Source organism: Archangium violaceum (assembly GCF_016887565.1).
Taxonomy (GTDB): domain Bacteria; phylum Myxococcota; class Myxococcia; order Myxococcales; family Myxococcaceae; genus Archangium; species Archangium violaceum_B.
In genome coordinates this window covers 10,368,912-10,387,566 of the sequence record NZ_CP069396.1, presented here as the reverse complement: position 1 = coordinate 10,387,566, position 18,655 = coordinate 10,368,912, and the positions used below count along the sequence as shown (strand labels likewise).

Annotated in this window: 16 protein-coding genes; 11 read left to right on the top strand and 5 right to left on the bottom strand. The window is 67.9% G+C overall.

The window, feature by feature from the left end; all coding sequences use genetic code 11:
• The first annotated feature begins 3 nt into the window (after positions 1 to 3).
• Positions 4 to 1,641: an FHA domain-containing protein gene (locus JRI60_RS41305; protein ID WP_204221543.1), complete on the top strand. Its 1,638-nt coding sequence runs from the start codon at positions 4 to 6 to the stop codon at positions 1,639 to 1,641.
• Between the two features lie 102 nt (positions 1,642 to 1,743).
• Complete coding sequence (locus tag JRI60_RS41300) at positions 1,744 to 3,009, top strand: phospholipase D-like domain-containing protein (RefSeq protein ID WP_204221541.1); 1,266 nt, start codon at positions 1,744 to 1,746, stop codon at positions 3,007 to 3,009.
• Positions 3,010 to 3,022: 13 nt separating this feature from the next.
• Here the strand turns inward: JRI60_RS41300 and JRI60_RS41295 are convergent, their stop codons facing one another.
• Positions 3,023 to 3,523, bottom strand: coding sequence for an ureidoglycolate lyase (locus JRI60_RS41295; RefSeq protein ID WP_204221539.1), 501 nt, complete (start codon positions 3,521 to 3,523; stop codon positions 3,023 to 3,025).
• A gap of 200 nt (positions 3,524 to 3,723) precedes the next feature.
• Here JRI60_RS41295 and JRI60_RS41290 point away from each other — a divergent pair, with 200 nt between their 5' ends.
• Complete coding sequence (locus JRI60_RS41290; protein ID WP_204221538.1) at positions 3,724 to 4,176, top strand: VOC family protein; 453 nt, start codon at positions 3,724 to 3,726, stop codon at positions 4,174 to 4,176.
• Between the two features lie 47 nt (positions 4,177 to 4,223).
• Positions 4,224 to 4,850, top strand: coding sequence for a DUF1349 domain-containing protein (locus JRI60_RS41285; protein WP_204221537.1), 627 nt, complete (start codon positions 4,224 to 4,226; stop codon positions 4,848 to 4,850).
• 33 nt (positions 4,851 to 4,883) lie between these two features.
• Here JRI60_RS41285 and JRI60_RS41280 read toward each other — a convergent pair whose 3' ends face one another.
• From JRI60_RS41280 to JRI60_RS41270, 3 genes are all read right to left on the bottom strand, one after another.
• On the bottom strand, positions 4,884 to 5,897 hold the full coding sequence (locus JRI60_RS41280; protein ID WP_204221536.1) for a M48 family metalloprotease: 1,014 nt from the start codon (positions 5,895 to 5,897) through the stop codon (positions 4,884 to 4,886).
• A 62-nt stretch (positions 5,898 to 5,959) separates the two neighbouring features.
• A complete protein-coding gene (locus JRI60_RS41275) occupies positions 5,960 to 6,532 on the bottom strand; it encodes an SH3 domain-containing protein (RefSeq protein WP_204221535.1) in 573 nt (190 codons plus the stop codon).
• 2 nt (positions 6,533 to 6,534) lie between these two features.
• Positions 6,535 to 8,940, bottom strand: coding sequence for an adenylate/guanylate cyclase domain-containing protein (locus JRI60_RS41270; protein WP_204221534.1), 2,406 nt, complete (start codon positions 8,938 to 8,940; stop codon positions 6,535 to 6,537).
• A 191-nt stretch (positions 8,941 to 9,131) separates the two neighbouring features.
• On the opposite strand from JRI60_RS41270, the gene acs reads away from it, so the two are divergent.
• The 6 genes from acs (at position 9,132) to JRI60_RS41240 (ending at position 16,571) form a co-directional block, all read left to right on the top strand.
• Positions 9,132 to 11,081 (top strand): acetate--CoA ligase, encoded by a 1,950-nt coding sequence (gene acs / locus JRI60_RS41265; protein ID WP_204221533.1) that lies wholly within the window; start codon positions 9,132 to 9,134, stop codon positions 11,079 to 11,081.
• A gap of 108 nt (positions 11,082 to 11,189) precedes the next feature.
• The gene (locus JRI60_RS41260) at positions 11,190 to 11,543 is read left to right on the top strand and encodes a hypothetical protein (RefSeq protein ID WP_204221532.1); all 354 of its coding nucleotides are present in this window, start codon (positions 11,190 to 11,192) and stop codon (positions 11,541 to 11,543) included.
• Entirely contained in the window at positions 11,540 to 11,947 is a 408-nt protein-coding gene (locus JRI60_RS41255) for a hypothetical protein (protein WP_204221531.1), read from the top strand. The genes JRI60_RS41260 and JRI60_RS41255 overlap by 4 nt, the downstream gene beginning before the upstream one ends.
• A complete protein-coding gene (locus JRI60_RS41250) occupies positions 11,947 to 13,731 on the top strand; it encodes a KGGVGR-motif variant AAA ATPase (protein WP_204221529.1) in 1,785 nt (594 codons plus the stop codon). The genes JRI60_RS41255 and JRI60_RS41250 overlap by 1 nt, the downstream gene beginning before the upstream one ends.
• Before the next feature lie 1,501 nt (positions 13,732 to 15,232).
• A complete protein-coding gene (locus JRI60_RS41245) occupies positions 15,233 to 16,078 on the top strand; it encodes a hypothetical protein (protein ID WP_204221528.1) in 846 nt (281 codons plus the stop codon).
• A gap of 220 nt (positions 16,079 to 16,298) precedes the next feature.
• Positions 16,299 to 16,571, top strand: a complete 273-nt coding sequence (locus tag JRI60_RS41240) for a DUF5953 family protein (RefSeq protein WP_204229495.1) — start codon at positions 16,299 to 16,301, stop codon at positions 16,569 to 16,571.
• 48 nt (positions 16,572 to 16,619) lie between these two features.
• On the opposite strand, the gene JRI60_RS41235 is transcribed toward JRI60_RS41240, so the two are convergent.
• Positions 16,620 to 17,540, bottom strand: coding sequence for a LysR family transcriptional regulator (locus JRI60_RS41235; RefSeq protein WP_204221526.1), 921 nt, complete (start codon positions 17,538 to 17,540; stop codon positions 16,620 to 16,622).
• Between the two features lie 126 nt (positions 17,541 to 17,666).
• On the opposite strand from JRI60_RS41235, the gene JRI60_RS41230 reads away from it, so the two are divergent.
• Complete coding sequence (locus JRI60_RS41230; protein ID WP_204221524.1) at positions 17,667 to 18,458, top strand: SDR family NAD(P)-dependent oxidoreductase; 792 nt, start codon at positions 17,667 to 17,669, stop codon at positions 18,456 to 18,458.
• Positions 18,459 to 18,655: the final 197 nt, after the last annotated feature.

Below are 18,655 nucleotides of genomic sequence, written 5' to 3'. Positions count from 1 at the left end.
GCCATGAGCTTCCAGCTGACGATCGCCGAGGGCAAGGAGGCCGGGAAGGAGTTCACCTTCGAGCAGGACTCCGTCCTCATCGGCCGGGTCGCCGAGTGTGACGTCGTCCTGTACGACGCGGGCATCTCCCGCCGCCACTGCCGCATCTTCTCCGAGGACGGCCAGTACTTCGTCGAGGACCTGGGCAGCTCCAACGGCACCCAGGTGAACGGCGGGACGGTGAAGGAGAAGCAGTCGCTGGCGGAGGGAGACAAGCTCTCGCTCGGGCCGGTGGTGTTCGTCTTCAAGCCGATGAGCGACGAGTTCGCCGCGCCGGAGCCGATCACCGACGCCAACGCCACGTTCGACGGCAACAGCACGCGCATCGTGTCGGTGGACGCGGTGGCGCGCCAGCGCAACCGCAACAAGGGCGAGGCCCTGGCTCCCGAGGGCGCCAACGAGGAGGATCTCGAGGAGGCGCGGCTCAACACCACCCGCCCCATCCAGGCCCTCAACGCGGCGCCACGCACGGCCACCCGTCCCAGCCTGCCGGCCACCTCATCCACGGGTGCGCCGCCCCGTCCCACCCGCGCGGGTGGGCAGTCCGGCGCCGCCCTGGCGCGCGCTCCGGCCTCGGCTCCCGAGGCCCCGCGCCGTCGTCCCACGTCCAATGCGGTGGCGCGCTCCGCCCCTCCGGACAAGGGGGGTGGTGGACTGTCCGCCGCCGAGCGCGCCCGCATCCGGCGCGAGACTCCGGGTCTGGCGGCGCAGCTGAAGCTCTTCTGGATCGACGCCAGCATCAACGTGCGCCGCGGCATCATCGGCGCGGCCGTGGTGACGGCGCTGGGTCTCATGGGCGTGGTGTACTGGCTGGTGCTCGGCGGTGAGAACCAGGTGCAGCGCGGTCCCGAGCCCACCACCCTCAGCTCCACGCCCATCGAGGACTCCTTCGGCTACGGCGATGGCGTGACGTGGGACAACTCGGACCAGAAGGTGTTCGACTGGGAGTACACCGCCGCCACGCGCGTGCTGGGCATCCTCCACTACCAAGCGCAGGGCATCTCCGACGGCGAGGTGGAGGTGACGGTCAACGGCGTGAACGTGGCCAAGGTGCCCGCGGACACGCTGGCCAGCCAGGATCGCATGCTCGAGGTGGTCATCCCCTGGCAGATCCTCAAGAAGGGCGAGACGAACCGCATCGTCTTCGACAACACGAAGAACCCGCCGGGCGAGGAGTCCTGGCGCGTGTGGAACGTCTGGCTGGAGAAGGTGCTGCTGCCGGAGATTCCGCCCGAGCAGCTGGTGGACGAGGCGCGCAAGGCGTACAGCCGGGGCCGCAAGAACATGGAGACGGCGGCGGTGGGCGCGCGCAACCGCTACGAGGCGTGGAAGTCCTTCCGCGAGGCCTGGATGCTGCTGGAGGCCCACCCCGAGCCCAAGCCGGACCTCTACTTCGAGGCGCAGGAGCGCGTGAAGGATGCGCAGAAGGAGCTGGACCGCGTCTGCGCCAAGCTGATGCTGGAGGTGGAGAGCTACGTCAACCAGAGCAACTGGCAGGCGGCCTCGGCCACGCTGGACCACACCCGCCAGTACTTCCCGGGCGACTACGATCAGCGCTGCGCCTACATGGCGGAGATGAAGCGCGCCGAGCTCGGGCTGTAGCGAAGCTGTCCGTCAGCTGACGTTTCAACCGCCTTGGGGAAGACCCCGGGGCGGGCTCGGGTGGTTGCCGGATCGCCCGTTCATTCCCACCCTTTCAGCACCATGCGTGAGCGGGAGGTGGGGATCGGCTCGGAAGTCAGGACGCGAACCGGGGAACAGCCGGAGCAGGAGGTTGAGTGTCCGCCTGCTCATGCGCCGGTATGGAGCCCCCAGGTCTCTTCCAGGCTGCTCGCCCGCTACTACCTGCCGCGTGAGCACGCGCCGCTCCGGGGCAACGCCTGCCAGCTGCTGCGCGATGGCGTGGAGGCCTACCCGGCCATGCTGGCGGCCATCCGGGGGGCCCGCCGCTACATCCACCTCGAAACGTACATGTTCATCTCCGACGCGGTGGGAGAGCTGTTCGGGGAAGCGCTGGTGGAGGCGGCCGAGCGCGGCGTGCACGTGAAGGTGCTCTACGACGCGCTGGGCTCGTGGACGAGCCGGCGCGACTTCTTCGCATCCCTGCGCGCGCGCGGGGTGGACATCCGCCCCTTCAAGCCCTTCAACAGCCTGAGCCGGGGCCTGCGGCACCTGCTGCGGCGCGACCACCGGAAGATCCTCGCGGTGGACGGGGAGGTGGCCTTCATCGGTGGGGTGAACATCTCCGCCCACTGGGCCCCCGAGGGCGAGGGGGGCGCCTGCTGGCGCGACGACGTGCTGCAGGTGGAGGGGCCGGCGGTGCACGAGCTGGAGCGCCGCTTCGTGGCCACCTGGCGCATGGCGTTCCAGGACCGGTTCCGCACCTGGCGCGAGAACCACCGGCGGCGGCGTGAGGCCTCGCGGCAGCGCAAGGGAGAGGTGGGGCTGGCGGTGCTCTCCAGCCGCCGGAGCATCCACCGCGCGTACCTGCACGCCATCTCCCGCGCGAAGCGCAGCGTGCTGGTGGCCGCCGCCTACTTCATCCCGGACCGGAGGATGGTGGCCGCGCTGCGCGAGGCCGCCCAGCGTGGGGTGGAGGTGAGCCTGCTGCTCAACGCGAAGAGCGATCACCCCTGGCTGGTGCACGCCACGCGCGCCTTCTACGAGAAGCTGCTCACCGCCGGAGTCCGCATCTTCGAGTGGGAGCGCTGCGTGCTGCACGCGAAGACGGCGGTGGTGGACGGGGTGTGGGGCACCATCGGCTCGTTCAACCTCGAGCGGTTGTCGCTGCTCTTCAACCACGAGGTGAACGCCGTCTTCGCGGACCCGCGGTTGGGGCGCCTGCTGGAGGAGTCCTTCCGCAACGACTGTCAGGGCTGCCGGGAGGTGGACCTGGACGTGTTCCGCCGCCGGCCGCTGTGGCAGAAGCTCTTCGAGCGGGTGCTGTACGCCTTCCGCAAGATTCTCTGAGCGCGCGCGAGGCTCAATCGCTCGTGACGAGGAGGGACGAGGCGAGGGGGCGCTCCTCGCAATCCCGCGCCGAGCCGTCCTCCCACGCGAGCATCAGGAAGTCGGCCGGCCCGTCGAGGGCGATGATGGGGTGGTGCCAGACGCCGGCGCGGTAGTTGACGCCCTGGCCGGGGCCGCAGACGAACGCGCGCAGGCGTGAGACGTCCGGCTCACCGCGCGCGTCGTCCGGGCACACGACCACGAGGAAGCGCCGGCACGCCAGCGGAACGAACATCTGGGTCGAGCAGGGGTGGCGCTCCAGCAGGCGCACCTCGAAGGGCAGGGCCTTGGCCACCGAGCGGAAGACGGCCAGGTTGGGCTGGGCCCCCGGGCGGCTGCTGGTGAGCTGGGCAATCCGATCATACCGGGTGGCCGTTCCCTGGTTGGCGCTGGAGCCACCGGAGAGCTCCAGCCCGATGACGTCGCCGAAAGGGGCGAACTCCTCTCGTGTGAGTGGCCGCGCTTGGATGGGCATGCGGGCGGAGTCTATCGCAGGGCGGACGGGCGACGTTGACTGCGGGGAGGCCGTCCCCTAGCTTCCCCACCGTCGAAAAAGGCCGGATCGGTTTTCTGGTGAGCCCGATCCCTTCCCACCCGGGAAGCTCTGCTCCGCGCGTTGCGCGAGAACCCACGACGAGAATCCCTGTGTGTGCACAGGGCGCTCGGGTGGGTTTCATGAGAACGCCTCACGACATCTCGAATGGCGACCCTTCCGGGCACTGGCCGGTCATCCCGACCGCGCCGAACCTCCTGAAGGAGATGGCCATGCGGTTGAATCACCTCGATCTGTTCGTCTCGGATGTGCCCGGGGCTCGCGACTTCTTCGAAGCCTTCCTGGGCTTCCGCTGCGAGACCACGAAGGGGAGGGACGCGATGTCCATCCTGAGGGACGAGAGCGGCTTCGTCCTCGTCCTCAGTCAGTTCCGCAAGGACAGCCCGACCGAATACCCCACCGACTTCCACATCGGCTTCCTGCAGGAGACGGAGCAGGCGGTTCGTGCGCTCCACGAGCGGCTCACCGCCGCTGGCGTCGAGAACGTCTCCCCGCTCGACCAGAGGCGCGGTGCCCTGCTGTTCTATTTCCGCGCTCCGGGCGGGGTGCTGGTGGAGATCAGCTGGCGTCCCTGAGCCCTTCCCATAGGCTCCACTCCACTCCACTCCACTCCTTCTCCACCATGACCTCCTCGTTCCCGCCCCTTCGCGAGTCCTTCACGAGCCCCACCCTCGAGCCGCGCCTGCGCTGGTTCCACGAGCCGAAGCACTGGTCCGTGCGGCCCGGACAACCGGGGCTCGTGCTCACTCCCGACGCGGCGACGGACTACTGGCAGCGCACGCACTACGGCTTCCAGGTGGACAACGGGCACTTCCTCCACGCGCCAGTGGAGGGAGACTTCGTGCTCGTCACGCGCGTCCGCTTCCAGCCGGTGCACCAGTACGACCAGGCGGGATTGATGGTGCGCTTCTCACCGGACTGCTGGCTGAAGACCTCGGTGGAGTTCGAGCCGCATGGCCCCAACCGCCTGGGCTCCGTGGTGACGAACCAGGGGTATTCGGACTGGGCCACCCAGGACCTGCCCCAGGAGGTGGATGAGGTGTCCTTCCGCATCCGCCGGGAGGGCGCGGACTACCTCGTGGAGACGTCCCTGGACGGCACCCGCTGGTCGCAGATCCGCATGGCGCACCTGCACGAGGACGGACCGGGGGCGGTGGCCAACGCGGGGCTGTATGCGTGCAGCCCCAAGGGGACCGGCTACGTCGCACGGTTCCACTTCCTGAACCTGGAGCCTGGCCGGCTCGGGTGAGTGGGGCTCCTCTCTCCGAAGGGGGACCGCCGCTCAGTTCGAGCGGGCGGCGGTGCCCGTGTGCCGGGACTGGAGCGTGTCGCGCAGGGGCACGACCTTCGTCTGGGAGAGGTCCACGGAGGTGGTGAACTCGTTGTTCCTGGCGGGCTCGCGCAGCTGCTCCAGGTACTTGTTCAGCCGGGACTGCCGCTTCTGTTTGCTGGGGTGGGCCGTGGAGAGCCCGCTGTCCGGCAGCTTCGACAGGAAGGCCACGTACTCCTCGGGGGCGTAGCCCGCCGCAGCCATCAGATTCACGGCCTCGGTGTCGGCGGCGAACTCGTCCTCCTGGCTGAAGCCCTTGTCGGACATGCGCGCGACGACGCCATCGGTGATGGCCTTGATGGCGTCCTTGCTCAACGCGTCGAAGTCGATATGGCCCACGAGACTCTTGAACAGGTTCGACCATTCACCAGGGGGGATCACTGGCGCGGGTCCCATGAGCTCGCGTCCGGCCTGCTTCAACGCATCCGCCGTGACCTTCGCCTTCTCCGCCCTCACGGCGCCCTCGCACTGGTCCACGAGGAACTTCTGGTACTCGTTCAGCGCGTGCTTGCCCGTGATGTGGGCGATCTCGTGCGCCAGGACACCCGCGAGCTGGGCCTCGTTGTCCAGCCGCGCGAGCAGCCCCTCGGTCACGAACACATAGCCCCCGGGCCCGCTCACCGCGTTGACGCCCTCGGACTGGAGCACCCCGAACGTCCAGGTGAGGTGGGGCCGGCTGGACTGGGCCGCGAGGTTCTTGCCGATCCGGTTGAGCTGCACGTGCAGTGCTTCGGCGTCCCGACTTTGGGTGAGTCCTCCCCCCTTGCTCACCCAGTTGACGCTCACCGCGCCGCCGAAGGCGTACTCTTCCTCGATGGAGATGGTGCGCGCCTTCAGTGCGATGCAGTCCTTGCCCATCTCCTCGTCGATGCGGCGCTCGGCCTTCTTGCGGTCGTCCTCGATCCGCCCCAACCTGCTCAACGCCTGCGGCGTCTCAGCCGGGTTGCGCGCGAGCTGCTGGACCATGGAACAGCTCGAGAGGCCACCCACCATCAGGCATGCCACGAGGGGAGTCATCCGGCGCCGGTTCATCGCTTGCTTCCCTTCTTCGCCGACGTCTTCGCCACCTGGGTGAGACCCACCACCGTGGGCAGCCCGCCCTCCTGGGCGTACTCGGCCACCTGCTTGTCGTCGACGGAGCGGGCGAGCTTCTCGAGCGCGATGAGCTGCCCGACGCTCTCGGGCTTCTTCAGCGTCTTGCCGTACTCGATGGCCCCGGGCCCCAGGGCCTTGATGGCCGCCGCCGAGGAGGCGAACGCTTCCGGAGACAGTGGCTTGCCCGGGTTCTTGCTCGTCACCTCCATCGAGGGCGGCGAGACGGAGAGGTTGGCCTGATAGATGAACCCCTCGACGGTGCCCTTCTTGTTCAGGGCGACCCGCACCTTGCACCAGGGCGAGCCGGGGACGCGGGCCGTGTAGGTGACCGCCTTGCCGGGTTGCAGCACCTCGAGCGTGTCCGCGGTGGGGCTGCTCGAGGCCTTCAAGTGGGTGTTCTTCGCCTTGATGTACAGCGTGCCATTGGGAGGAGACACGGCCAGGGCCGAGCCTCCGGTCATCATGCACACCAGCGCCAGCAGCGCGGGACGTCTCTGACGGCTCATGGTCACTTCTCCAGGCTCACCACGCCATCGAAGGGCAGGGCGGGGGGATTCAATGCGTAACGTTCGCAGCGCGCAAGGAGTGTCCGGCTGGGGCCGTCCTCCGGGTCCGCCGCGAGCGCCTCTCTCAGCTGGCGAGACGACTCTTCGAAGCGGGCCTCCCGGTAGAGCGCGAGCGCCTGGTGGTAGCGCTCCACGGTGGCGCGCTTCGCCGCGGACAGCTCACCGGCGCGGGCCAGCAGCTCGTACACGGTTACCGCCTCCGCCTTGCCGGCCACGCGTACCCGGTCCAGCTCCCGCGCCTCGATGTGCCCGCGCGCCAGCTCGTAGGTGCGCGGGCCGATCATGATGACGGTGTCGTAGGCCTTGTTGGCGCCCTCCAACCGGGAGGCCAGGTTCATGCCATCCCCGATGGCGGTGTAGTCGAGCAGGTGCTCGCTGCCGAAGTTGCCCACGAACATGTCCGCGGAGTTGAGACCGATGCGGGTGTAGACGTCCGGCAGGCCCTCCTTCTTCAGCTCGGCGCGAAGCGCGTCCACCTCGGTGCGCACGGCGAGCGCGGCGTGGCAGGCGCGCACCGCGTGGTCCTTCATGTCCAGCGGCGCGCCGAAGAGACACACCACCGCGTCGCCGATGTACTTGTCCAGACAGGCCCCGTGCGCCATCAGCACGGAGCTGACCCGGGTGAGGTAGCGGTTGAGCAGGGCCACCAGCGCCTTCGGGTCGTCCTTGAAGCGCTCGCTGAAGGAGGAGAAGCCGCGGATGTCGGAGAAGAAGGCGGTGATCTCCCGCGTCTCGCCCTCCAACGAGGGCAGCTTCTGCTGCTCCACGAGCTGATCCACCAGCGTCTTGTCCAGGAAGCGGTTGAAGGCCTCGCGCAGCCGCTCGCGCTCGCGGTTGGCGAACATGTGGTTGAAGGCCACCGCCGACAGCGAGGCGAACTCCCCCGCGTAGGTGGGCATGGCGCTCAGCACGTGCACCTGGCCGTGCTCGAGGAACACGCCGCTGACGAGGAAGAACCCGAAGTAGAGCAGCAGCGGCCAGGCGATCTCCAAGAGCGGCGAGCGGGCGAGGGTGATGAGGGTCACGGACAGCAGCGCCACGAAGAAGGTGAGCAGGAGCGAGGCCCAGAAGGGGGCCTCGGTGATGAAGCCGCCGGACAGGAGCGCCTCCAGCATCACCGCGTGCTTGACGAGCCCGGGGGCCTCGCTCTGGAAGGGCGTGGCCTTCACGTCACCGGTGCCCACGGAGAGCCCGCCCACCAGCACCACCTTGTTCCGGAACGTGCCCTCGGGGATGACGGGCACGTAGGGCGTGCCCTTCGTCCGGTGCTCCTCCTGGCGCGCCCAGTCCTCCAGCACCGCGTACACGCTGAGCGCCTCGAACCGGTCCTTCCACGCGCCGCCGAAGTCCAGCTCGGCGCTACCGTCCGGGTTGATGGGCAGCTCGCGGGGGCCAATCTTCAGCCGGCCCGGCGCCAGCTCGACGCGCTCGGCGCCGAGGATGTCCGCCACCGCGGCCACCGACAGCGTGGCGTAGGTGTTGGAGCCGTCCGAGTACGCGAAGCGGGTGCGGCGCAGGCGCCCGTCCTCGTCCTCCTCCAGCAGCACGAGCCCGAAGCCCGGCGTGGTGCGCACCAGTCCCGGCAGGGGCGGCACCGGGTGGCGCATGAGCCGTGTCCCCTTGTCGCTCGACCGCTGCTCCAGCGAGGGCAGGGACATGCCGGGGTGCTGAATGGGGAAGGCGAGCGCCCGCGCCACCTCCTCCGGCGTCAGGGCGGCAGGCGCCTCCATCTCGACGAAGTCCTCCCCGGTGGCACCCTCCGCGGGCACCGCCTCGACGAAGTCCTCGTCGGACGCGCTGGCCGAGCGCAAGTCCGGCGCGGGAGCGGGGGGCGGCGTGGGCTGGCGGGGGAGCCGGTTGACGGGTTGCACCGGGGGGAGGGCGGGCTGCCCCGCGTTGATGCTGAAGCCGAGCGTGAGGGGGATGCCTCGCGCCTCCAGCACCTGCGCGAGGGCGAGGTCGTTGCTCTCGTCGGTGCCGCGCTCGTCCATCACACCGTCGAAGACGATGGCGCGCGCGCCCTCGTCCACGAGGTGCTCGAAGACGCGGGCCCAGAGGTTGCGCGAGTAGGGATAGACGCCGTAGTTGCGCACGTACCGCTCGTTGTCGCGGATGCCCTGCAGCGTCTTGTCGTCGATGCCGACGATGACGACGTCCTGGGAGCGCGGGTGCCCTTGGGCGAAGAAGGTGAGGCCCTGGTCATAGGAGGCGCGCTCGGCGTCGCCCATGTTCAACAGGTCGTACTTCTGGCAGAGCGCGGCGCAGAGCGTGGCGAGCGCCGTCACCAGCAGCGTGAACTTCCAGCTGTTGCGCAGCCGCAGGGCGTAGACGCGGAGGTCGGGCTTCACGGGGTGGCTCGCATGGAACGATGCGTCATGTGCCCGGTATGTTACGGAAGGTAACGCCCGTTTCCGCACGTGACGTCTCCGTGCTTTGCCTGCATGCTGCAACCTGCTGGAATCACGGGCTTTCCACGTGGGGCACGAGGCTTGCCTTGGAGCGCCCCATCCAACCCATCCCGACCCCTGGGGGAGACACCATGCTTTTCGCGCCGAAGGAGCCCATCACCGCGCAGGCCCGCGTGAAGAGTCTCGACGAGTATCGCCGCCTGTATCGCCAGAGCATCGAGGACCCCGTTGGCTTCTGGGGTGAGCAGGCGAAGCGGCTCGACTGGTTCCACCCGCCGACGAACGTGCTCGACGTGGACCTTCAGGAGGTGGACTTCTCCTGGTACGGCGGTGGCCGGATCAACGCCTGCCACAACGCGGTGGACCGGCACCTGCAGAAGCACCCCGACAAGGTGGCCATCATCTGGGCGGGCAACGAGCCGGGGCAGTATCAGCGCATCACCTACCGCGAGCTGAAGCACCAGGTGGCGCGCGTGGCCAACGTGCTCAAGGCGCAAGGCGTGCAGAAGGGGGACCGCGTCTGCATCTACATGCCCATGTCGCCCGCGGTGGCCTACACCATGCTGGCGTGCGCGCGCATCGGCGCGGTGCACTCGGTGGTGTTCGCCGGCTTCTCCGCCGAGTCCCTGCGTGATCGCATCCTCGACTCGGGGGCGCGCATCGTCGTCACCGCCAACGAGGCGCCGCGCGGTCCCAAGGCCGTGGCCCTCAAGTCCATCGTCGACCAGGCGCTCGACGGCCTCACCCAGGTGGAGACGGTGCTCGTCAGCCGCCGCACCAGCACCTCCGTGGCCATGAAGGCCGGCCGCGACATGTGGCTCGAGGATGAGATGGTCAAGTACCGCTCCACCTGTCCGGTGGAGTGGATGTCCAGCGAGGACCCGCTCTTCATCCTCTACACCTCGGGCAGCACGGGCAAGCCCAAGGGCGTGATGCACACCACGGCGGGCTACCTCGTCTACGCGGCCATGACGCACGAGTACGTCTTCGACCTGCGCCCGGACGACGTCTTCTTCTGCTCCGCCGACGTGGGTTGGATTACGGGCCACAGCTATCTCATCTACGGCCCGCTGGTGAACGGCGTGACGACGGTCATGTTCGAGTCCACGCCGATGTACCCGGACGCGAGCCGGATGTGGCAGGTGGTGGACGACCTGAAGGCGACCATCCTCTACACGTCGCCCACGGCGCTGCGCGCGCTCATCCGCGAGGGAGACCAGTGGGTGAAGAAGTCCTCGCGCAAGAGCCTGAGGATTCTGGGCAGCGTGGGCGAGCCCATCAACCCCGAGGTGTGGCGCTGGTACCACGACGTGGTGGGCGAGGGCCGCTGCGACGTGGTGGACACGTGGTGGCAGACGGAGACGGGCGGCATCCTGATCACGCCGCTGCCCGGCGCGACGCCCACCAAGCCCGGCAGTGCGACGCTGCCGTTCTTCGGCATCGAGCCGGTGCTGGTGGACGAGAAGGGCCAGGAGATCCAGGGCAATGACGTCTCGGGCAACCTGTGCCTCAAGCGGCCGTGGCCGGGCCAGGCGCGCACCATCTGGGGAGACCACCGGCGCTTCCGCGAGACGTACTTCTCTGCGTACCCCGGCATGTACTTCACGGGTGACGGGTGCCGCCGCGACGAGGACGGCTACTACTGGATTACGGGCCGCGTGGACGACGTGCTCAACGTGTCGGGGCACCGGTTGGGCACGGCGGAGATCGAGAGCGCGCTGGTGGCGCACGAGGTGGTGGCGGAGGCCGCGGTGGTGGGCTTCCCGCACGACATCAAGGGCACGGGCATCTGCGCGTACGTGACGGTGAAGCCGAGCGGGCAGGAGATGAGCTCGGAGCAGCTGGTGGGGGCGCTGAAGGAGCAGGTGCGCCGCATCATCGGGCCGCTGGCGACGCCGGACCGCATCCGGGTGGTGAGCGGGCTGCCGAAGACGCGCTCGGGGAAGATCATGCGCCGCATCCTGCGCAAGGTGGCCGAGGGCCAGACGGACAGCCTGGGAGACACCACCACGCTGGCCGAGCCGCAGGTGGTGGAGGAGATCCTGGAACTGGAGAAGCGCGAGTCCCAGCGCGGGCGCTGAGGCTCGGGTAGGGAGGGCCCGCCCTGACGAGGGCGGGCCCGGGGAACTTGTCGCCGGAGCTGAGCCGGGCTCCTCCGTCATGGGGGGCGCAGTGTTATCGTGGAGGCGATGATCCGCTGGAATCCCGGCCAGAAAAAGCGAGTCGCCACTGTCTTGAGGCGTCACCCTCGCACCTCGGACCGCTGCGCGAGAGCGGCCAAGGCCATTCTTCCTGTTGCGCTCGAAGTCGATGGCGCGGCACATGCGCGAGTTATCGAGCCAGAGGGCGCTGTGTACGTCCAGCCCAAGGACCTGGACGTCCGCTGGTCTCATCACGTGACGGTGGCCGTTGATGCTCATCACGTCGACGCCCTGACAGGCCCGCCTGGACACGACGAGGCCACCTACCTGGAGCACTTCTTCGACGAGCCCGAGAGCCACTCGATTCGACCGGTCGCTCCCGACGAGCTGGGAAAGCTATGACGGCGCGGAAGACTCTCACGGAGAGGCTCGACGAGAAGCTCGACCAGGTGCTCAAGAACCCCAGGGGCTGGGGGGGCGTGGATGTGCTCGAACCGCTGGTGCTCATGCTGTTGATACTCCGCGCCGAGACGGCCGACCCACCGGTGTCCCATGCGGAGGTCCTCCGGCGATATCGCAGGTTCCTCGCGGAGCGTGTCGCACCCGGGGCTGGCGACATCCGTGCGCGGCTTGGAGAAGCGTTGTCACTGGAGGCAGTGGTCGATGTCCTCCGAGAGCATGTCGATGCCGTTCGCGAACGCGAGGTCTCGCCTCCTCTAGGGAAGGGCTCCGTCAGCGAAGCACTGCCGGACCAGGGCTCGACGCGTCGCTTCCCGGCGTTCGGGTCGGTCGAGGTGCTTCACTGATGGGTGAGATCATCTCCTTCTACTCCTACAAGGGAGGTGTCGGCCGCTCGATGGCTGTCGCGAACGTGGCCACGCTGCTCGCGCAACAAGGGCGGCGTGTGCTCGTCGTCGACTTCGACCTCGAAGCCCCAGGTCTCCACCGGTACTTTCTCGACCCGGAGCCGCCGCGTAAAGGCAGGCCACGCCAGAAGCCTTTCTCGAGGCAGCGGGGGACCATCGACGCCTTTGTCGAGATCGCCAGCAGGCTTTCTGGAGGGGAGAAGGTTCAGGATGCAGTCACGTCGGTCTTGGAATCGGACCGGTATGGCTACTCCGTTCGTGTCCGGGCGCCGACAGCCGCCGCGGCGGCGAAGCTGGACTTCTGGAGCGCGGGGCTCTTCGACAGCGACTATGCCAGGCGCGTCCACGACTTCCCATGGGTTCGATTCTACGAGGAACGCGGAGAGGCATTCACCCGGCTCGCGGCCGAGTGGAAGCAGCGATACGACTATGTCCTGCTCGACTCTCGCACGGGGATTTCGGACCTCGGGAGTGTGTCGACGGTGATTCTGCCTGACAAGCTGGTCCTGGCGTTCACGCTCAACCAGCAGTCGCTGCACGGGGTGACGGAGTTCGGGCGGCAGGCGGTGGAACTGAAGCGAGGAGTCGACCCGGCCCGTCCACTTGCCCTGTTCCCGCTCCTCAGTCGCGTGGAGGAGGGCGAGGAGCGGCTGAGGCGCTCCTGGACTCGCGACGCGGTCAACCGCTTCGAGGCCCTGTTCGAAGCCGCCTATGGAAAGCGCCTGGGCGACTTCTCCACGTACCTGGATGCGGTTCGGATTCCACACCGTGGCTACTACGCCTATGGCGAGAGCATCGCCGTCGAGGAGGAGAAGGCCGCCACCCTGGGGTCCTTGGCTGAAGGGTACTCGCGATTTCTCGACTGCCTCCAGGGAGACGCGCTGGCGGGCTGGCAGGAGCGCATCCGGAACACGGTTCGACCGGAATGGGACGATGGCGCCCTGGTCGTGAGCTTCGAGCAGTCATTCAGCCCTCCGGTGGGTTTCGCATCAGGCCTCGTGGTGAAAGTCCCGCCGCGGCTCCCTTCTGACAGGTCCATGCGTCTGCGCGCTGCCACGGTCAACAAGCTGGCCTGGGAAAAGACCCTGCTCGAACTCGAGCGCGGAGTGGAGCAGGCGCTGAACACGATTCAGGGAACCCTGCATGTCTTCGCGACGCTGCCCTATCCCGCTGCGGCCTATCTTGGCCGCTGCCTGGACAGCATGGCTCGGGCTCGTCCCATCCAGATTCATCAGCTCGATCCAAACCTTCACCGCTGGGTTCCATTCTCGGGCACAGGACTGGAGCCCAGGGCAGTCAAGGAACCCTGCTACAAGCTTTCATGGATGTCGGGAGGAGGGACGGATAAGCAGGATGTGTTGCTCGCAATCGAAGGCATGACAGCCATTGCCGAGGAGTCACTTCGCGCTCTCGCATCCAGCATCAAGGCCCATACCTACCGATTGCAGCCGTCACGACGGCGCCCCCTGCTCCCGGAGGAAGGGCCCCAGGCCGTGGCGCAGCTCAGGGCCGCACTCCTGCACCTCCAGAAGAGGCATCCTGCCGCATCGATTCACATCGTGACGACCGCACCGGTGGCGCTCGTGATTGAGCTGGGCCGCATGTTGACGCCGACGGTCTATAGCAGCGCCATCGTGCATCAGTTCGAACCCAAGACCGCGCGGTATCTGCCAGTGCTCGACATTACCCAGCGCTCCGTGGTGGGCGCGAGACGCGCGACTTGACAGTCGCATGAGTGGAGTCCTACTGTTTTGATGCGGTCCGAAGGCTGGCTTATTGACAGGCCCGTTGCTGCGTGAGCAGCAAATGACAATCGGGTGAATTGCCGGAAAACCCATGGGAAGGGCAACCGGCAGCCAAGGCTGACATGCAGGGACGTTTCGTCCCGAGGGGTCAGCAAGGTTCAGAGACTAGGGCCCGAGCGAAAGCGGTAATGGCCCCACGAGCGCCCGACATGTTCTCCGCTGGAGAACATGATGAGATAGTCCGGTCTACCGAGATGGTCCCGAGGTCTCAAACGGTAGAAGTCAGGGATAAAGAGCCCTGGCGATAACAAGCATCAGGCTACGAGGGCCTTCGGACCGCGTTTCGCTTCTCCTCATGGCTTCAGGACGCCCGAGCCGAAGGGGCCGAGGAGGGCCGCTGACGCGCTCACTGCCCGAGCGACTGGGTGGCGGCTTCACGCTGAACATGGGCAAGTAGCACTCGCCCTGGTGCTCATAGAGGTTATCCGGGCAGGGGGCCTTCAGCTTATGAGGCACCCAGCAGGCGCCGATGAGCTCGACCTCGGTGTAGCGTGTGCAGGGTGGACGTTTCTGTCCTTTGAGGGGCTCGCGCGGGAGTGGTCGGGCGAGCACGTGTTCTCCTTGGGACGTGCTGTCCGAGAGCCAACCGTCGTTGACGGGGTCCGGCCTTCCAATAGCCGTCGGTTCGCCTTGGCCATCGTGGCTCGTTGGCGCTGGCGGGGTGTTCGCTACAGGCTCCGGACCGCTCGAAGATTGGGACACGGAAGCCAGATGAACCAGGGCGAAGAGCAGGGCGCCCACCGCGGCGCCCCCCGCCAGTCCCCATCCCGAGTGCCACCGGAGGCGGAGAGGCTCGGGCACGGATGACAAGGCGTGAGCCATGCGCCCCACGGCCTCGTACACATCCTCCAAGGTGGCCACCAGCGACTCCACCGGTTTCTTGTCGGGAGCCACGGACAGACACACGGCAATCACCTCCCGTCGTGACATGACGTGAGTTGTCACAGGACACAGCGGGTCCTGGAAGGGGAGCGCGCGGCAGGTGTACTGCCTGACGCGCATGAAGATATACGACGAGGATCCCGACGCGCTGGGTGCCCGGCTCGACGGTTGGCGACCGAAGGGCTTCCACATGGTCCGAGCCAAGGCGGCGTTCGACCGATGAGCCGGCGCGAGAAGATGCCCCGGTTCGACCGCGCGAAGGTGCGCGCCCATGCCCACAAGCTCGATGGCACCGGGCTCCGTGTCTGGCTGGACCGCGCCATCGGCCTGCTGCCGGATGAGGCATTCCCCGAGCTCGTCGCCAACTACGTCTGCCTGGAGGATGTCGTTGCGGACGGCCGGGCAGAGCCCGACCTGCTTCACAGCATCCGTCGCTTCCATCCTCTTCCACTCTCCGGTCTGTTGACGCCAGACTCCTGGCCCCCGGCCTGGCGCGTGAGGCGGCCGGGGAAAGCCGAGGTGTCCCATGGGAAAATGGATGAACGTCGCCTTCGTGCAGACGGCGGATCTCGGGCGGCTCGAAGCGGCGGTGGAGCGGCTGCTCGAGGAGGCCGGGCGCCACCAGGTGCGTCCCCCGCCGCGCACGCCCGAGCCCTACGATCCGATGCAGTACGGGCATGGCGAGGACGTCCCCCGCTGGGGTCTCGCGGGCTTTCTCGCCTTGCCGGGCTGGTGCGCCCTGCGGAGCGCGCCCTACGAATTGCTCATGGAAGGGGAGGCACCGCTCCTGGCGCGCCTCACCGAGCAGCTCGGCACGGTGGGTTTCCAGTACAACCTCTACGATAGCACCGGGGAGTTCCTGTTCGAGGCGGATGCGCGGGGGGGCTTCGAGCAGTCGGGCCTGGGCGGCAGCCACAACTGGCAGCGCCTGTGGCGAGGAGCGGAGCCGCCCATGGAGCGGCTGGAGGTGTGCTTCCGACGCGTCGACCCGGGCCCCGCAGCCCGGCTCGCTCGCGAGCGCTGGCCGGAGCTGTGGGTGTCAGAGATAGCCTCTTCGGGGCCAGAGGAGGAGGCGCTCCGAGCCTGGCTCGCGGCTGTGGGCGGAGAAACATTCACGCGCCAGTACCCTGGAGGGCTCCTCACCCGGTGGCGCGCCCACCCGGCCTACGTGGTGCTCGCGATGGTGGCTGGCCAGGACGCCTCGTTCCTGAGCGGGGACGTGAAGGCGGAGGCAGTGCGCCTAGTGTTCGGCGGCGAGGCCGCAGAGTACTGCGACAATGGCTTCCTCGTCGAGACGCTCATCCCGCACGCCCCCCTGCCCCTCAGCCCCGCCTTCGTTCTTTATGGCGACCGAGATCCGCCCTCGCGCTCACGACGCCGATGACCCTGCGCTGTTCCTCTGCACTCCACGTTCGGTGCTAAACCCGCTCGCGATTCTCGAACAGGACCGGTGCCCCAGGCGCAGAGCGTCCGAGGTGGCGGCCAGCCTGATGGTAGCCTGTCCGTCTACGCGCAAGGCATGGCCCACCTGTTCCATTTAACGTGCCGCCCCCCGCCATCATCGAGGCCCTGGAGGGACGCGTGGGGGGGACCCGGACATCGTCGTGCTGCAACCCCTCGGCGAGGTAGCGGATGATCTTCCCAGGAACTCCCGGCAGTGGCGGCGCGCGCTCGAGCAAGCTGATCAACTCGTGGACGCGCTGGGGACCCGGGTCTCGATGGTGCACCTCTTCGGGCGAGCCCCATTGCCGCTCATGTTCCACCTGTGGTGGCGGCTCACCGACGCGCCGCTCGACCTGGACAACCCCGCCCACCTGGACGCGCTCAAACGGGCCTACGAGCGCTTCCCGGAAATTGGCGGGCGCTCCACCTCTTGAGGCTCGGCACGGCTTGCGGTGGCCGTGCTCGAGGTTGCGCCTTCGGGCTCACCGGGACCCACCCGCCAGCGGCGAGGCCTTCATCGTGTCCACCATGTGGCGGATGAAGGCACGCACGCGGTGCGGGACCTGCCCGCCTCCTACATGGACGGCGTGGATCAGCTCCAGGTCGCCCGGATTGTATTTCTCCAGCAGGGGGACGAGGCGGCCGGCCTCGAGCTCCGCGGCCACATGCCACAGGCCCAGGCGGCCGATGCCCACCCCGTTCAGGAGCATCTGCTTCAGGGTCTCGCCGTTGTTCACCTGCACGCTTCCCGCGACGACCTGTTGAGTGATGCCGCCCGCCTCCCGGAAGGGCCAGCCACTGCGGGCGCGCCGGAAGTTGAAGGTCACGCAGTCGTGGTGTCGAAGCTCGTCTGGCGTCTTCGGCGTGCCCTTGTGCTGGAGGTAGGCGGGTGAGGCGCAGATGACGCGGCGGCTCTGCCCGAGCTTGTGCGCGAGCAGCGCGCTGTCGGGCAGGTCGCCCGTGCGAATGGCGACATCGGTCTTCTGGGCGAGCAGGTCGACCACGTCATCGGTCAAGCTAAGATCCACGATGACGTCGGGGTAGCGCGCGAGGAAGGAGGGAAGGGCGGGGACGACGAACTGGGAGCCAAAAGGAAGCGACGCATTGACGCGCAGGCGGCCCCGTACCGCGCCCGCGGCGGCGGCCTGCTCGGCCTCGTTCAACTCCTGGAGAATGCGCTGTCCCGCCCGGTAGTAGGCCTCACCTTCCTCGGTGAGGCTCAGCGCCCGGGTCGTCCGCATGAAGAGGCGGGCGCCCAGCCGGGTCTCCAGCCGGGTGATGAGCTTGCTGACCGCCGACGGAGTGAGGCCCACGCTCCTGGCGGCCGCGGAGAATCCCCCCTCCTGCACCACTCGCAGGAAGACCTCCAGTTCGCCGGAGCGCTCCATGAGGATGCGCGCCATTCGTGAATCCCGTTCACAAGTATTGCAACCATCCTGTGAATGTTCATCCCGGCACGCAAGGGTTATTCCGTCAGCACCACGGCACGGCTCACGCCGCCCCTTCCTCAAACCCGACTGGGAGTTCTCATGGACCTGCAATTGAACAAGAAGACCGCGCTGGTCACTGGCGCCACGGCCGGCATCGGCCTCGAGATCGCGCGGACGCTGGCGGTCGAGGGCGCCGAGGTCATCATCACCGGCCGCGCGCGGGCCAGGCTCGACCGAGCGGTGGAGGACATCCGCTCCTCCGGCGGCAAGCACATCCGCGGCGTGCTGGCGGATGCGGCGACCGCCGAGGGCGCGGCCTTGATCCAGAAGGAGGCGAGCGACGTCGACATTCTCGTCAACAACCTGGGCATCTACGAGAGCAAGCCCTTCGCCGAGATCACCGATGCCGACTGGCTTTCCTACATCAACATCAATGTGATGAGCGGCGTGCGGCTGTCGCGGGCCTACTTCCCGGACATGTTGAAGCGCAACTGGGGACGCATCATCTTCATCTCCAGCGAGTCCGCGCTCACCATTCCTCCGGACATGATCCACTACGCGACGACCAAGACGGCGCAGCTCTCCATCTCGCGGGGTCTCGCCAACCTGACGAAGGGCACGAAGGTGACGGTCAACTCGGTGCTACCCGGACCCACGCACTCGGAGGGCATCGTCGACTTCCTGCGCAGCGTGTCCACTGAGCCCGAGGCCCCGGCCGATAAGATCGTGGCCGAGTTCTTCGCCAGGCACCGGTCGGCCTCGCTCCTGCAGCGGATGATCGATCCGGGGGAGATCGCCAGCCTGGTCGCCTATCTGGCCAGCCCCCTGTCCGCCGCGACGAACGGCGCGGTGCTCCGTGCCGAGGGAGGCCTCGTCACCACCATCAGCTGAGGTGGGAGCGGGCAAGCCCGGCAGAACCTGAGGCGTCGCTACGCCGTGGCCGGCAACAACCACGCGTAGGCCCGCGCGAGCGCGGCGCGACCGCCCTCCCCGAGCGGAGCTCCGTGCCCGACGACGATTCGCTCGAACGGATGCGCCAGCACGGCTTCAAGACTCCTGCGCGCGGCGGCTCGATCGGAGAACGCCGT

Coding starts and splice junctions, on each gene's coding strand:
- JRI60_RS41305 (WP_204221543.1), top strand. CDS start 4: ATGAGCTTCCAGCTGACGATCGCCGAGGGCAAGGAGGCCGGGAAGGAG.
- JRI60_RS41300 (WP_204221541.1), top strand. CDS start 1,744: ATGCGTGAGCGGGAGGTGGGGATCGGCTCGGAAGTCAGGACGCGAACC.
- JRI60_RS41295 (WP_204221539.1), bottom strand. CDS start 3,523: ATGCCCATCCAAGCGCGGCCACTCACACGAGAGGAGTTCGCCCCTTTC.
- JRI60_RS41290 (WP_204221538.1), top strand. CDS start 3,724: ATGAGAACGCCTCACGACATCTCGAATGGCGACCCTTCCGGGCACTGG.
- JRI60_RS41285 (WP_204221537.1), top strand. CDS start 4,224: ATGACCTCCTCGTTCCCGCCCCTTCGCGAGTCCTTCACGAGCCCCACC.
- JRI60_RS41280 (WP_204221536.1), bottom strand. CDS start 5,897: ATGGTCCAGCAGCTCGCGCGCAACCCGGCTGAGACGCCGCAGGCGTTG.
- JRI60_RS41275 (WP_204221535.1), bottom strand. CDS start 6,532: ATGAGCCGTCAGAGACGTCCCGCGCTGCTGGCGCTGGTGTGCATGATG.
- acs (WP_204221533.1), top strand. CDS start 9,132: ATGCTTTTCGCGCCGAAGGAGCCCATCACCGCGCAGGCCCGCGTGAAG.
- JRI60_RS41260 (WP_204221532.1), top strand. CDS start 11,190: ATGATCCGCTGGAATCCCGGCCAGAAAAAGCGAGTCGCCACTGTCTTG.
- JRI60_RS41255 (WP_204221531.1), top strand. CDS start 11,540: ATGACGGCGCGGAAGACTCTCACGGAGAGGCTCGACGAGAAGCTCGAC.
- JRI60_RS41250 (WP_204221529.1), top strand. CDS start 11,947: ATGGGTGAGATCATCTCCTTCTACTCCTACAAGGGAGGTGTCGGCCGC.
- JRI60_RS41245 (WP_204221528.1), top strand. CDS start 15,233: ATGAACGTCGCCTTCGTGCAGACGGCGGATCTCGGGCGGCTCGAAGCG.
- JRI60_RS41235 (WP_204221526.1), bottom strand. CDS start 17,540: ATGGCGCGCATCCTCATGGAGCGCTCCGGCGAACTGGAGGTCTTCCTG.
- JRI60_RS41230 (WP_204221524.1), top strand. CDS start 17,667: ATGGACCTGCAATTGAACAAGAAGACCGCGCTGGTCACTGGCGCCACG.